A 14261-nucleotide genomic window follows, 5' to 3' on the forward strand; every position below is an offset into this window, starting at 1 on the left:
TCCTTTGTCGCGCTCCCCGCACGGAGGGCGCTCACATGCCGGTGCGGCTCACTGGCAAGCCAGGCACTCATCATAGTCGGTCGATTCACCCAGATCGAACTTGGGCGCGTCGATCGTGTTGTCGGCCTCCACGCCGCCGGCGAACCCGGCGCGCTGCACCGATTTGCTGCGGAGATAATAGAGCGACTTGATGCCGAGCTCCCATGCGCGGAAGTGGAGCATCAGGAGGTCCCACTTCTCGACATCGGCCGGGATGAACAGGTTCAGCGACTGGGCCTGGTCGATATAGGGCGCGCGGTCGCCGGCGAGTTCGAGCAGCCAGCGCTGGTCGATCTCGAACGACGTCTTGAACACGTCCTTTTCCTCCTGGGTCAGGAAGTCGAGGTGCTGGACGGACCCGCCGCGCTCGAGGATCGAGTTCCAGACATTGTCCGAGTTCTTCGACTTTTCGATCAGGATCTTCTCAAGATACGGGTTCTTGACCGAGAAGCTGCCCGACAGCGTCTTGTGCGTGTAGATGTTGGCCGGGATCGGTTCGATGCAGGCGCTGGTGCCGCCGCAGATGATGCTGATCGACGCGGTCGGCGCGATCGCCATCTTGCAGCTGAAACGCTCCATCACGCCCATATCGGCGGCGTCGGGGCACGGGCCACGCTCGACCGCGAGCTGCATCGAGGCTTCGTCGACCTGCGCCTTGATGTGCTTGAAGATCTTGCTGTTCCAGGTCTTGGCCATCGCGCCCTCGAAGGGCAGGCCGCGCGCCTGAAGGAAGCTGTGGAAGCCCATCACGCCGAGGCCGACGCTGCGCTCGCGGCCGGCCGAATAGGCGGCCTTTTCCATGCCCGGCTCGGCGCGGTCGATATAGTCCTGAAGGACGTTGTCGAGGAAGCGCATGACGTCCTCGATAAAGCCCTTTTCGTTCTTCCACTCGTCCCAGGTTTCGAGGTTGAGCGAGGAGAGGCAGCAGACCGCGGTGCGCTCGTTACCCAGATGATCCTTGCCGGTCGGCAGGGTGATTTCCGAGCAGAGGTTCGAGGTCGAGACCTTGAGGCCCAGATCGCGGTGATGCTTGGGCATGTTGTTGTTCACGTGATCGGCGAACACGATGTACGGCTCACCGGTCGCGAGGCGGGTTTCGACCAGCTTCTGGAACAGCGCGCGGGCGTTGACGGTGCCGCGGACGCTGCCGTCCTTGGGCGATTTGAGGTCCCACTCCTCGCCATTGCGCACCGCTTCCATGAACGCGTCGGGGATGAGGACGCCGTGGTGCAGGTTCAGCGCCTTGCGGTTGAAGTCGCCGCTGGGCTTGCGGATCTCGAGGAACTCCTCGATCTCCGGGTGGCTGATGTCGAGATAGCAGGCGGCCGAACCGCGACGCAGGCTGCCCTGGCTGATCGCGAGGGTGAGCGAATCCATCACGCGGACGAACGGGATGATGCCGCTGGTCTTGCCGTTGAGGCCGACCGGTTCGCCGATGCCGCGGACATTGCCCCAATAGGTGCCGATGCCGCCGCCGCGCGAGGCGAGCCACACATTCTCGTTCCAGGTGTCGACGATGCCGTTGAGGCTGTCGGGGACCGAGTTGAGGAAGCAGCTGATCGGCAGGCCGCGACCGGTGCCGCCGTTCGACAGCACGGGGGTGGCGGGCATGAACCACAGGCGCGAGATATAGTCGTAGATGCGCTGGGCATGCGCGGCATCGTCGGCATAGGCCGAGGCGACGCGGACGAACAGGTCCTGGAAATTCTCACCCGGCAGCAGATAGCGGTCGCGCAGCGTGTCCTTGCCGAATTCGGTCAGCAGCGCGTCGCGCGAATGATCGACCTCGACCGGGTAGATGCGCGGGGCAACGGTCTTCGAATCCAGCTTCTTCTTCGCCTTCGCAGCCTTTTCAGGCGCGGCGGCAGCAGCCGGAATCTTGGGCTCGACGAGCATTTCGGTGGTATCGGTCACGGTTTCACTCACGCTCGTTTCCTGGCTTTCCCTGAAGTCCATCGGTCGTCCCCTGCCACGTCCAATCGTCACGACTCGGGGGGCGATGCCGATGCTGGCATCATAGCATCCGGCGCGGAGAGAACAAAACATGCCCATCCGCCCGCATCAAGCGACGGAAAAAGACACCCCGCGATATAGGATCGCGAGCGATGCTCCACCAGTGCTTGGGCTTGTCCCCCTGTGTGACCACTAGAGATTGTGCCAATCCGGCAGCAGAGGCAATACCGTAAATGACAGTTAAGCGACTCGGTTCGTCGCTGATATGACTCGGTTCATGGCACGCCGCCCAGCGCGGAGAGGCCGCGACGCGCGGACCTTCCTCGCCTTTTCAGAATGCAAGAGAACGACGTGCGAACGCAGGTTTTTTTTCGCAGGCCGATTCATCCACAGCTTTCTGATGCCCCGCCCCCACCAGATACAGTGATCCCCGCCCGGCGCGCCGGACGGGGATGTACTCGGGACCGGATTCGCGATCAGAATCGGCCGGTCAGCTCGATCCCGTAGAAGCGCGGCTCGGCCGGGATGAAGGTGGGGATGCCGAACGCGCCACCGGTGTTGCCGGCGTCGAGCAGATAATCCTCGTCCGACAGGTTGCGGCCGAACAGCGCCAGTTCATAGCGGTCGTCGGCGAACGACACGCCGGCGCGCGCGTTGAACAGGGTCACGCCCGGCTGGCTGATCAGCGAATTATTGGGGATCTCGAAGAAGATCTGCGAACGATAGGTGACGGTCGGCGTCGCGAAGACGCGCATCCCGCCCAGCTGCGTGTTGAGCGTGAAGCCGCCCGCCGCCTGCACCTCCGGCTGGAGGCGGAAGCGCGCGCCGGAGAAGGCGGGTGCGAGCGAATTGCCCTCTTCGATCTTCGCATCGATATACGCGCCATTGGCGAATACGGTCAGCCACGGGGTCGCGCGGACGCTGACTTCGGCCTCGACACCGAAGTTGCTGGCCTTGCCCGCGCTCTGGGTGACGGTGCTGCCGTCGGACTGGACCACGCTGACCTGGAAGCCGTCATATTTCTGGTAATAGACGCCGAGCGTGCCCGAGACGGGGCCGACGCGGCCCTTGAGCCCGGCTTCATAGTTCCACACCTTTTCCTCATCGACGATGCTGAGGTTCTCGGCCGGGCCGGCGGGGGTGGAGCGCGCCGAGAGCTGGACCACCGGCGAGCGGCGCCCCTTCGACACGGTGGCGAACAGGTTGATGTCGTCGGTCGCGCGGAACAGGATGTTGAAGCGCGGCAGCACGGCGGTGAAGCTGTCCTCGGCATGGAGCGTGCGGCCCGCCGTATCGACCTGGCCCGGGATCAGCGACGCGCCGCCGGTGAGCACCGAACGCGGCACGCGGGCGAAATAGCCGGAACGGCGGGTTTCGGTCAGCCAGCGCACGCCGGCGGTCAGCTCAAGCGCCTGGAACGGAATCCAGGTGCCGTCCGCGAACAACGAATAGCTGCTGTTGCGGCCCTGATTCTCGAACACGGAGCTGTAGGGGATCGCGGTGACCAGTCCGCCGGTGGCAAGCGAAGTCGCCTGTGCCGCCGTCACCACGCCGGCGGAATTGATGCAGGGAAGCCCCATGACGAGAAGGCCGGTCGCGCACTGGATGAAGGTCCCTTCCTCGGACGAGAAGGGCACGTTCTGGAAGCTGTCTTCGCCAAACACGTTGAAGCCGAACGAGCCGCGGAACCGGTCGCTGGTATAGGCGAAGCGGCTTTCCTGGCTCGCCTGCCAGCCCTTGGCGTATTCGGCGAACTCCAGATACCAGGCAGCCGAGCCATCGGCATCGAACACCTCGAGGCTGTCGAATTCGCGATAGCCATTGACCAGCGTCAGCGACCAGCGATCGGTGATGTCCCAGCGGAGCGTCAGGTTGGCGTCATAGACTTCGCGGTTGAGGCCCAGCTTGTCCATGCCCAGCGCCTGCGCCGAGACGGGCGAGCCGCCGAGATGCGCGACGCCGAACGGGTTGCCCGGACCGGCCGTGGTGGGGAGCGCGCGCGAGATGAACGGCGTGCCGCTGTTGCGCTGCTGGTCATAGGTGAGGATCAGGTCGGCGCGGAACGCGTCGCTGGGCTCGAAGCGCAGTGAACCGCGCACACCGAGCTGGTCCTGAGCGTAGAGATCGTCCTGATTGGCGGCGAGATTTTCGACATAGCCGTCGCGCTTCTTGTACTCGAACGCGATGCGGCCGCCGAACACGTCGTTGCCGGCATTGACGAAACCGGCGACGCGCCACGCGTCGAAATTGCCGTAGCTGGCGCTCAGCTCACCCGAAAACCCCGGCTCCGGACGCGCCGAAATGATGCTGATCGCGCCGATCGTCGAAGCGGTGCCGAACAGGGTCGCCTGCGGCCCCTTGATCACTTCGACGCGCTCGAGGTCGTAGATCGCCTGGTACGAGCCGCGCGAGCGCGAGATGTCGACGCCGTTATAATAGAGCGAGACGCGCGGCCCCTGCTGCGCCGAACCCGAGTCCGACGTGATGCCGCGGATCACGATGCCGGGGTTGTTCGCGCTCTGCTCCTGCACGTTGAGGCCGGGGACATAGTTGGACAGCTCGTCCAGATCCTGCACGCCCAGCTCGCGCATCCGCGCGCCGCTGTTCGCGCTGATCGTGATCGGCACGTCCACCGCGCGCTGCTCGGTCTTTTGCGCGGTGACGATGATCTCGCCATCGTCGGCCTGTGCAGCGGCGCGCGCTTCGGGCGCTTCCTGTGCGAGCGCGGTGCCGGACACGGTGGTGAGCAGCGCCGCGAATGCGACGCCGGAAAGGCGCAATGCCATGATCGGGTTCCCCTGAATATATTGTATCGGTGACCGCCCCCTGCGCCCGATCTGTTGCAGTGCAACGCCATTTCGATGACGGAGCGGGGAGAATTCGGTGACGGTTTCGCGACGGGTGCGGGGTTCAGGGCGCGCGCGGTGCGAGCGCAATGCTGCGCAGAGCCGCGATGTGCGCGGCGCTCCCGCTTCGCCCTGTTGGCGGCGGCTTCGGATCCACCGCCGTCCGTGTCGCTAGCTGCACCAGCCCATGCGGCGGCCGCGATAGGGGCGCGCCAGACCCTCGGCGACCAGCGTGTCGCCGACGCCGCGTCCGTCGACGGTGACGCGGCGCAGCTTGCGGCCATAGCGGTCGGAGTCGCGGTCGATCGGGTGGAGGGTCACTGCGCCGCTGTTGAGCAGCGCGTGGAGCCGCTGCGTCGCCGCCGCGCCGAGCCGGGCTTCCTCCGGGCAGCGCGCGGGGTGGGTTTCGGGCGTGTCGATATCGGCGATGCGGATCCTGTCCCCCGCCATGCGGAAGGTGTCGCCATCGACCACGCAGTCATCGCCGCCGCCGCTATGGCAGAAGCCGAAACTGGTTCGGGGCGCGGTAGCGGGCGCGGGTTCGACCGCAGGCAGCATCGACCAGGCGAGCCCGCCGACGACCCCTGCAAGCAGCGTCCCGCCCAACTCGCGCCGACCAAAGCCGGCGCGCCGATGGCGGCCACGGTGCAGTTCCAGGGAATGTTTCACGCCAGCGTCTCCATCGGAAACGCACTTAAAAGGCGCGGCTGATCAATTCCTTAACCGACGCATCCAGCATGGCGGGGAGTCCCGCCACAATGGAGGAACGCGGGTCAGGCGTTCGCCAGCCCCAGCTGCCACAGGATGAAGGCGTTTTCGTCGGCGGCTTCGCGCAGGCTTTCCCAGCGACCCGACTTGCCGCCGTGGCCGGCGCCCATATTGGTCTTGAGGACCAGCACATTGTCGTCGGTCTTGGTCGCGCGGAGCTTGGCCGCCCATTTGGCGGGTTCCCAATAGGTGACGCGGGGGTCGTTGAGGCCGCCCGAGATGAACAAGGGCGGGTAACCCTGTGGCTTGACGTTGTCATAGGGCGAGTAGCCGCGGATCAGGTCGAACGCCGCCTTGTCGGTGATCGGGTTGCCCCATTCGGGCCATTCGCCGGGGGTGAGCGGCAGGCTGTCGTCGAGCATGGTGTTCAGCACGTCGACGAACGGGACATCGGCGACGACCACGCCCCACAAATCGGGGTCGGAGTTGACGACGGCGCCCATCAGCTCGCCGCCCGCGCTGCGCCCGGCGATGGCGATGCCGCCCTTGTAGGTGTAGCCGCGGTCGATCAGCCCTTTCGCCACATCGACGAAATCGTTGAAGGTGTTGGCGCGCTTTTCCAGCTTGCCGTCGAGATACCATTGCTGGCCGAGATCATCGCCGCCGCGGATATGCGCGATGGCGAAGGCGACGCCGCGGTCGAGGAACGACATGCGCGCGGTCGAGAAGCCGGGCGGGATGGCGTAGCCGTACGCGCCATAGGCGTAGAGATAGACCTTGCCCGTCCCGTCGCGCGGGAAGTCCTTCGGATAGACGATCGAGCACGGGATGTCGGTGCCGTCGCGTGCGGCGATGTGCAGCCGCTCGGTCGCGTATTTCGACGCGTCATAGCCCGAGGGGATGATCTGGACCTTGAGCGTTTCGAGTTCGCCGGTCGCGACGTCATAGTCATAGACGGTGCCGGGCGTGACCATCGATTCATAGCCGATGCGCAGCTTTGCCATCGCATATTCGGGATTGTCGCCGAGGCTGGCGACATAGCTCGCCTCCGGAAAGGCGATGCGCTTGCCGGGACCGCCTTCATACTGGTGAATCTCGATCTGATCGAGCCCGGCCTCGCGCCCCTCGACCACGAAATAGTCGGCGAAGGTGGTGACGCCGGTCATGTAGAAGGTTTCGGACGGGGCGATCCGCTCGTGCCAGTCGCCCGGCGCGTCGAGGCTGGCGGTGACGAGGCGCCAGTTGGTGTGGGTGTCGTTGGTGTGGATGAAGAGCGTGCCGTCATGCTCCTCGACATCATATTCGCGGCCGGTCTGGCGCGGGGCGATCAGGATCGGTTCGGCGAGCGGGTTGTCGGCGGGAAGCAGGCGGATTTCGCTGGTGACATGGTCGCCGGTCGAGATGACGAGGAAGCGGCGCGACTGGGTTTCTCCGACGCCGACGCGATAGCCCTCGTCATCCTCGTGAAAGAGTTCGATGTCGCTTTCGACCGGATCGCCGAGCTTGTGCCAGCGGGCATTGTCGGTGCGCCACTGGTCGTTGGCGACGCCGTAGAGGAAGCCACGTGAGTCCGAGGTCCAGACGAGGTCGGAGAGGACGCCGGGGATGGTGTCGGGGAGGAGGTCGCCGGTGGTGAGATCCTTGACCCGCACCTCGAACCGTTCCGAACCATTGTCGTCGAAGGCGTAGGCGAGATAGCGGTCGTCGGGGCTGACCGAGAAGCCGCCCAGGACGAAATACTCTTTCCCTTCGGCCAGTTTCGGTTCGTCGAGGATCAGTTCGGCGTCCCCGCCCGCAACGGGCCTGCGCCACCAGCGGCGATATTCGCCGCCGGTCTCGTGATCGGTCCAGTAGAGATAGGCGCCGTCCTTTTGCGGGACCGTGGCGTCGTCTTCCTTGATCCGCCCGCGCATCTCCTGAAACAGCGTCTCGGCGAGCGGCTTCAATGGCTCCATCACGGTTTCGAAATAGGCGTTTTCTGCCTCGAGATAGGCGAGGACGTCCTTGTCCGTGACCTCGGGATAGCCGGGGTCGCGCAGCCAGTTCCATGGGTCATCGATCGTCACGCCGTGGCGCTCGTAACTGAAGGGGCGGGTGGCGGCGACGGGGGGCGTGGTCTGGCTCATTCGGCCCGTCTAGCGCAGCCGATGGTTGGCGCAAACGGTTGCCGTGAACGGAAGCGGCGCTAGGCTGCTGCGAAACATGGGAGGATCGGATGGGCAAGGCGATGCTGTTGGCGGCTGCGGGCGTGGCGCTGGCATGGAGCGGCGCGGCGCAGGCTCAGCGCTACGAAGCGACGATCACCCGGACCCAGCATGGCGTGCCGCATATCGTCGCCAAGGACTGGCGCGGGGCGGGTTATGGTGTTGGCTATGCCTATGCGCAGGACAATCTGTGCATGATCGCCGAGGAGTTCGCGACGGTCGCGGGCGAACGCTCGCTGCATTTCGGGGCGAAGGGCAGCGCGACATTGGGTTTTCAGAGCGTCGACAATCTGTCGTCGGACCTGTTCTTCCGATCGGCGATCGACCTGCCAGCGCTGCGGCGCGGGGCGAAGGCGCAGGGGGCGGCGGCGCTGGCGCTGACGGCGGGCTGGGTCGCGGGGTATAATCGCTATCTCAAGGATCTGGGGCCGGACAAGGTGCCCGCCGAATGCCGTGGCAAGGCGTGGGTGCGGGCGATTACCGCGGACGACATGCTGCGGCTGAATGAGAAGCAGATGCTGCTCGCCAGTTCGCTCAACTTCGCGCCGGCCATCGCCAATGCGGTGCCGCCGGGGAGCGCGGCTCCGGCAAAGGTGAGCATGGCGCTGCCCGATCCGGCCCAGTTCGAGGTGGCGAGCAATGGCTGGGCGTTCGGGGGCGAAGTCACCGCCAATGGCAAGGGGATGGTGATCGGCAACCCGCACTTCCCGTGGCATGGGCCGAGCCGCTTCTGGCAGATGCATGTCACGATTCCCGGCAAGATGGACACGGCGGGGGTTGGAATTGCCGGGTCGCCCTTCCCCACTTTGGGCTTCAACAAGGATATTGCCTGGACGCATACGGTGACGGCGGCACGGCACTTTACGCTGTACCAGCTGGCGCTCGATCCGACCGATCCGACCGCCTATCTGGTCGATGGCAAGTCGGAGAAGATGGTCGCGAAGACTGTGACCGTGCCGATGCCCGATGGCGCAGCGCCGGTGACGCGGACGCTGTATTCGACCCGCTTCGGCCCGGTGATCGTGATTCCGCAGGCGATGGCGAACTGGAGCAAGACCACCGCTTTCGCAATGCGCGACGCCAATGCGGGGAACCAGCGCGGGATCGGTACCTGGGTGCGGATCGCGACGGCGCGGAACGTCGGCGAGGTGCGCGCGGCGGTGAGCGAGACGCTGGGCATTCCATGGGTCAACACGATCGTCGCCGACCGGCATGGCGATGCGCTGCACGCCGACGTGACCGCGGTGCCGAACGTGTCGGCGGAGAAGGCGAAGGCGTGCGCGACGCCGCTGTCGCCGGTCGTCGCGCGCACCGCAATCCTGCTCGACGGGTCGAAATCGGCCTGTGCATGGGATGTTGTTGCGGGGACGCCGGTGCCGGGGCTGATGCCCGCCGGCGATCAGGCGGTGCAGCAGCGGCGCGACTACGTCGCCAACATGAATGACAGCTATTGGCTGAGCAATGCCGACCATCCGCATCGCGTGCTGTCGCCCATCCTGGGCGAGGCGGAGAAGGCGGTATCGCTGCGCACCCGGTCGGGGTTTATCGAGACCCGCGGGCTGATCGCGGGCGGCAAGGTCGATCATGACCGGGCCAAGACGATGGCCTTTGCCAACAAGAGCCATGCGGGCGAACTGGCGTTGAAGCCGCTGCTGGCCCTGTGCGCGGGGAAGGCCGAGGTCGCGGAGGCGTGCGCGGCGCTGGGCAAGTGGGACGGGCGGTTCGAGCTGGACAGCCGCGGGGCGTGGCTGTTCGACCGGTTCTGGATGAAGGCGGCGCGGGTGCCGGGCATCTGGGCGGTGCCGTTCGATGCCACGGACCCGATCCATACTCCGCGCGATCTGGTGACCAGCGGCGAGACCGGCGAAAAGCTGATCGCGGCGCTCAAGGCGGCGGCGGAGGACGTGACCCAGGCGGGGATCGCGCTCGATGCGCGCTGGGGCGATGTCGCGTTTGCGCAGCGGATTACGAATCGCATCCCGATCCATGGCGGCGATGGCGCGCTGGGCGTGCTCAACGTGCAGATGATGGTGCCGGCGCAAGGCGGGGTCACGCCGCGCCATGGATCGAGCTATGTGCAGGTGGTCGGGTTCGATGACGCGGGGCCGGTGGCGGACACGATCCTGTCCTACTCCCAGTCGCCCGACCCGCAATCGCCCTGGTATGGCGATCAGACGCGCATGTATTCTGCCAAGCAATGGGTGCGCTTTCCGTTCACCCCGGCGCAGATCGCGGCGGCGAAGGTCGGGGAGGCGGTGAGGATCCGCGAGTAGCGCAGCGACCGGGCGCTCACCGCGTTCGCTTCGCCGCAAGTCCATTGCATACTAATTCAGTGGGAATGAATTGGACAGCAAGGGAGCCGCCTTCGCTGGAGACGATGCATGTCCATGTTCTCACCGCACGACGCGCGATCGCCCGTCGTTCTGACCGTTCCCGGCCTGGGCGGGTCGGGCCCGTCGCACTGGCAGAGCCTGTGGGAGGTGTCGCGCCCCGATACCCGCCGCGTCGAGCTGGGGATGTGGAACACCCCGCACCGCAATGCCTGGGTCACCAAGCTGGATCAGGCGATCCGCGCGGTACAGGGGCCGGTGGTGCTCGCCGCGCATAGCCTGGGCTGCCTGGCCGTCGCGTGGTGGGCGGAGCTTTCCGGACAGACCTATGGCACGCCGGTCGCAGGCGCATTGCTGGTCGCGCCGGCGGATGTCGATGGTGGCAATCACGCGGCGCTGAGCGCCTTTGCGCCGTCGCCGTCCACGCCCCTGCCCTTCCCGTCGATCCTGGTCGCGAGCAGCGACGATCCGTGGGCGCCGATCGCGCATTCGCGCAACCTGGCCGCCAATTGGGGGAGCGTGTTCGTCGATGCCGGGCCGCAGGGGCACCTCAATGCCGACAGCGACCTGGGTTGGTGGTCCGAGGGTCAGGCGATGCTGGACCGGGTGCTGGATGCGGCGAGCGACCGGCACGGGCGGTCGCGACCCGTGGAGCGGCATGCGCTGCTGGCGGTGAATGCGTCCGATGCGGCGCAGCGGCATTATCTGGGGCGGGATTAATCCGCCCGCGCGGCGGCGCGTCACTCCGGGGTGACGACGCCGCCCATGCCGAGGCGCTTGCCGCGGGTAATGATCACCCGGTCGCCGAGCTTGGCCTGCGCGAACACCAGCTTGGCGAACTCGGTGGGAACGCCGATGCAGCCATGGGTGGCGCGACCTTCCTCCACCTCCGACCCGTGGATCGCGACGCCGTCCCAAGTGAGTCGCATCATGTACGGCATCGGCGCGCCGTAGAGGTTCGAGATGTGGTGGACCTTTTTCTGCTTGATCATGTGCACGCCGAGCGGGGTCGGCTTTTCGTCCATGCCATAGAGGATCGCGGTCGCGCCGATCTCGTACCCGTCGCGGAACACCGACATGGTCTGAGCCTCAAGGTCGACGGTGATCACCAACGGGCCATCGGCGGGAACGCCGTCGGTGTTCCAATAATAGGTGCCGAAGCTGATCGGGCCGGGGATGTCGAGGATCCGCTTGACCGTCATCGCGTCCAGCGCCGGGGCGGCGGGCGGGAGCGCGGCGGAGGCCGGTGCAGGCGCCGGCGCGGCGGCTGCCGCGACAATCGGTCTGGGCGCGGGGGCGGGCGGCCTGGGCGCGGGGGCGGGCGCTGCCGTGACCGGGGCTGCACTGCGAGCCGGTTCGGGCGCGGGGATCAGCGCAGCCGCAGCCATCGCACCGACGCCGAGCGCCGCCACGATCCCTGTCCGCACCATCCATCCGCCTGCGCGCATCAATCTCCTCCGGTCCATCACGCCAGATCGTGCATCGAACTGCTCCTTACCACCCCCCGATTTGGCCGCGTATCGCTGTGGGACAGGGTCGCGGGGCGTTAACCTGAGTGCCTCACCCCCCTTTTCAACCCGCTTCGCTTGGGCCACCAGAGCGGCTTAACGGCGTGGCGTCCGCTCCCCATATGGAGCCAACGCCGTCGCCCCAGCAGTTCGAGGACCGTTCCCATGTCGACCTACGCCGCCCGCCTTCAGGCCCTGCGCGAGCAGCTCTCCCGCGATCAGCTCGACGGGTTCGTCGTGCCGCTGACCGATGAGCATATGAGCGAATATGTCGGGGCCTACGCGCAGCGGCTCGCCTGGCTGACCGGGTTTCAGGGGAGCGCGGGGAACGCCGTGGTGCTGCCGGAGGCTGCCGCGATCTTTACCGACGGACGCTATACGATCCAGGTGCGCCAGCAGGTCGACGGGGCGCACTGGGAGTATGTGCCCGTGCCGCAGGTGAGCATCGCCGACTGGCTGCGCGACCACGCGCCGCAGGGCGGGCGGATCGGGTACGACCCGTGGCTGCACACACGCGGCTGGGTCGAGGATGCGAAGAAGGCACTGGCCGAACGCGGGGCGGAACTGGTGGCAGTGAGCCGCAACCCGATCGACGCGGTGTGGGACGACCAGCCCGCGCCGTCCGACGCCAAGCTGATCGTGCAGCGCGATGATGCCGCCGGGCGCACCAGCGCGAGCAAGCGCGCCGAGATCGCCGACTGGCTGGCCGAGCGCAAGGCGGATGCGGTCGTGCTCTCCGCGCTCGATTCGATTGCTTGGGTCTTCAACGTGCGCGGGGCGGATGTCAGCCACACGCCGGTCGCGCTCGCCTATGCCATCGTCAACGCCGACGGCACCGCCGATCTGTTCGTCGCGAAGGACAAGGTGGGTGACGACGTCGCTCAGCATCTGGGCAATGCGGTGCGGGTGCATGACCGCGCGGCCTTTGCCCCGGCGTTGCAGCGCTTTGCGGGGAAGCGGGTTGCTGCGGACCCGGCCGGGTCGGTTGCGGCGATCTTCGATGCGCTTGATGCCGGTGGGGCGACAATCCTGGCGACGCGCGATCCGGTCGTGCTGGCCAAGGCGATCAAGAATGACGCCGAGATTTCGGGGCACAAGGCGGCGCAGGCGCGCGATGGCGCGGCGCTCGCCCGCTTCCTCAAATGGGCTGAGGCGGAAATGCCCAAGGGCGGGGTGACCGAATGGTCGGCCGCCGCGCGGCTGCAGGCGTTCCGGGAGGAAACCGGCGTGCTGCGCGACCTCAGCTTCGACACGATTTCGGGCACCGGCCCCAATGGCGCGATCCCGCACTACAAGGTGACCGAGGAGTCGAGCCTGCCGATCGAGAATGGCCACCTCTACCTCGTCGATTCGGGCGGGCAGTATGAGGATGGCACCACCGACGTCACCCGCGTGATCCCGGTGGGCGAGCCCACGCAGGAGATGCGCGACCGCTTCACCCGCGTGCTCAAGGGCCATATCGCGATCGCCACGGCGGTGTTCCCGGCGGGGACGACCGGCGGCCAGATCGACGCCTTTGCGCGCCGCCCATTGTGGGAAGTCGGCTGCGACTATGGCCATGGGACCGGGCATGGCGTCGGCGCGTATCTGTCGGTGCATGAAGGGCCGCAGCGGATCGCCGCGCCCAACTATCCCGGCGGCGGTCCGGCCGAACCGCTGCGCGCGGGCATGTTCCTGTCGAACGAGCCGGGTTACTACAAGGCTGGCGCGTTCGGCATCCGGATCGAGAATCTGGTGCTGGTGGTCGAGAAGGACATTCCGGGCGCCGAATCGGTGATGCTGGGGTTCGAGACGCTGACCTTTGCCCCGATCGAGCGCAGCCTGATCGAGCCGGGCCTGTTGACCGAGGAGGAGCGCCGCTGGCTCGACGCCTATCATGCGCGGGTGCTGGAGATTCTGGGGCCGCAGCTGTCGCCCGAGGAACGGGCATGGCTCGACGCGAAGTGCCGGCCTATTGCGGCGCGTTAGGATCGGGGGTTGGCGGAGCGGGCTGTTCCGCCGCCGCCCGCGCCTGTGCCTTGCGCTTGCGCAGATTTTCGCGGAGCGCGGCGGCGAGGCGGGCCTTTTTGTCGGCGTCGGTCATGGTGCGGCGATAAACCGGGTGCCAGCGCCTTGACAATGGGGCGCTCCCGCGCGAAAGGGCCGCTCCCGCGCGGAACGGACCTGCCGCCCGCGCCGAGTGCTGCCGTAGCTCAGTGGTAGAGCGCATCCTTGGTAAGGCTGAGGTCGTGAGTTCAATCCTCACCGGCAGCACCATTTTTTCAATGACTGATCGGGTCGTGCGGCGCACGTCGCCGCGCCTGACGCGACGATCGCGTGCGCGTGGCGCCGGATGGCCGCCGCCTTGCGGACAGCAGCGGAACGCGCGCGCCCCGAGCGCCGACAAATTCCCGCTTTGGCTACATAATGGTCCGCGCGTCACAACCGCGTAACAAGTTTTCTCCACCTGCGTGCCAAGCCGAAGGGGGAGGCGCAGTGATCGTCTGATTGGCAATTCGCCAAGCATTGCCGCTGTTTCCGCAGCGACACACTCGTTCGGCCGGGAGGGGCTGACGCGCCGGAGCCGACGGGCTGCCGAGCGTCGGAACGACAAGACAAGCACAGGACCAAGAATCACGATCCGGGTCGGTGGACCGGCCGGGAAGCGTCGTTGCGCGCGTCGAATCCGCGGCG

9 protein-coding genes and 1 tRNA gene are annotated in these 14261 nt (G+C 66.6%); 4 read left to right on the forward strand and 6 right to left on the reverse strand.

Annotated elements, in window-relative coordinates; all coding sequences use genetic code 11:
* Nucleotides 1-48: 48 nt before the first annotated feature.
* The 4 genes from ACO05N_RS03175 to ACO05N_RS03190 form a co-directional block, all read right to left on the reverse strand.
* Nucleotides 49-1995: a ribonucleoside-diphosphate reductase subunit alpha gene (locus tag ACO05N_RS03175; protein ID WP_422055743.1), complete on the reverse strand. Its 1947-nt coding sequence runs from the start codon at nucleotides 1993-1995 to the stop codon at nucleotides 49-51.
* A gap of 473 nt (nucleotides 1996-2468) precedes the next feature.
* Entirely contained in the window at nucleotides 2469-4778 is a 2310-nt protein-coding gene (locus tag ACO05N_RS03180; RefSeq protein ID WP_422055744.1) for a TonB-dependent receptor, read from the reverse strand.
* Nucleotides 4779-5009: 231 nt separating this feature from the next.
* Nucleotides 5010-5507, reverse strand: a complete 498-nt coding sequence (locus ACO05N_RS03185) for a thermonuclease family protein (protein ID WP_422055745.1) — start codon at nucleotides 5505-5507, stop codon at nucleotides 5010-5012.
* A gap of 104 nt (nucleotides 5508-5611) precedes the next feature.
* Nucleotides 5612-7672 carry a S9 family peptidase gene (locus ACO05N_RS03190; RefSeq protein ID WP_422055746.1) on the reverse strand — a complete coding sequence of 687 codons (2061 nt, stop codon included), beginning with the start codon at nucleotides 7670-7672 and terminating at the stop codon, nucleotides 5612-5614.
* Between the two features lie 89 nt (nucleotides 7673-7761).
* Here ACO05N_RS03190 and ACO05N_RS03195 point away from each other — a divergent pair, with 89 nt between their 5' ends.
* Nucleotides 7762-10023, forward strand: a complete 2262-nt coding sequence (locus ACO05N_RS03195; protein WP_422055747.1) for a penicillin acylase family protein — start codon at nucleotides 7762-7764, stop codon at nucleotides 10021-10023.
* Between the two features lie 108 nt (nucleotides 10024-10131).
* On the forward strand, nucleotides 10132-10800 hold the full coding sequence (locus tag ACO05N_RS03200; protein WP_422055748.1) for an RBBP9/YdeN family alpha/beta hydrolase: 669 nt from the start codon (nucleotides 10132-10134) through the stop codon (nucleotides 10798-10800).
* 20 nt (nucleotides 10801-10820) lie between these two features.
* On the opposite strand, the gene ACO05N_RS03205 is transcribed toward ACO05N_RS03200, so the two are convergent.
* Nucleotides 10821-11528 (reverse strand): L,D-transpeptidase family protein, encoded by a 708-nt coding sequence (locus tag ACO05N_RS03205; protein WP_422055749.1) that lies wholly within the window; start codon nucleotides 11526-11528, stop codon nucleotides 10821-10823.
* A gap of 225 nt (nucleotides 11529-11753) precedes the next feature.
* Between ACO05N_RS03205 and ACO05N_RS03210 the strand changes: the two genes are divergently transcribed.
* Nucleotides 11754-13556 (forward strand): aminopeptidase P family protein, encoded by a 1803-nt coding sequence (locus ACO05N_RS03210; RefSeq protein ID WP_422055750.1) that lies wholly within the window; start codon nucleotides 11754-11756, stop codon nucleotides 13554-13556.
* On the opposite strand, the gene ACO05N_RS03215 is transcribed toward ACO05N_RS03210, so the two are convergent.
* Nucleotides 13540-13671 carry a hypothetical protein gene (locus ACO05N_RS03215; protein ID WP_422055751.1) on the reverse strand — a complete coding sequence of 44 codons (132 nt, stop codon included), beginning with the start codon at nucleotides 13669-13671 and terminating at the stop codon, nucleotides 13540-13542. The two genes, ACO05N_RS03210 and ACO05N_RS03215, sit on opposite strands and share 17 nt — an antisense overlap.
* Before the next feature lie 98 nt (nucleotides 13672-13769).
* Here ACO05N_RS03215 and ACO05N_RS03220 point away from each other — a divergent pair.
* Nucleotides 13770-13844, forward strand: a tRNA-Thr gene (locus tag ACO05N_RS03220).
* The last annotated feature ends 417 nt before the right edge of the window (nucleotides 13845-14261 follow it).

Origin of the sequence: Sphingomonas sp. (genome assembly GCF_965227385.1) — a bacterium.
Classification (GTDB): Bacteria; Pseudomonadota; Alphaproteobacteria; order Sphingomonadales; family Sphingomonadaceae; genus Sphingomonas.